At 62.4% G+C, this 255-nt stretch carries 1 protein-coding gene; it reads left to right on the top strand.

Annotated features, from left to right (window positions below):
* Nucleotides 1-55: 55 nt before the first annotated feature.
* A partial coding sequence (locus EOD29_RS37680; RefSeq protein WP_245475516.1) for a pyridoxal-phosphate dependent enzyme occupies nt 56-255 on the top strand: 200 nt, incomplete at its 3' end.

Genomic DNA, 255 nt, shown 5'->3' with positions numbered 1-255 from the left:
CCCGGCTTGTCTGGGTCGTGGCGCGCCTGCCAGCCTCGCCATCGAATACGCTGAATTGCCCGACTCGCTGGAGCGCCTCGCGGACTGGCAAATCTATCCTGACCATCCCACGCTCGGAGAAGGCGGCACGCCCCTTGTGCACATGGAGGAACTGGCCGCGGAAATCGGTGTGCGCGATCTTTTCGTGAAGAACGAAGGCGCCAACCCGACGGGATCGCACAAGGATCGCATGAGCAGGTTTGTCGTCCAAAGAGC

The sequence above is a fragment of the Mesorhizobium sp. M1A.T.Ca.IN.004.03.1.1 genome, from assembly GCF_003997555.1.
Lineage (GTDB): Bacteria > Pseudomonadota > Alphaproteobacteria > Rhizobiales > Rhizobiaceae > Mesorhizobium.
This window is presented reverse-complemented; position numbering and strand designations above follow the sequence as displayed.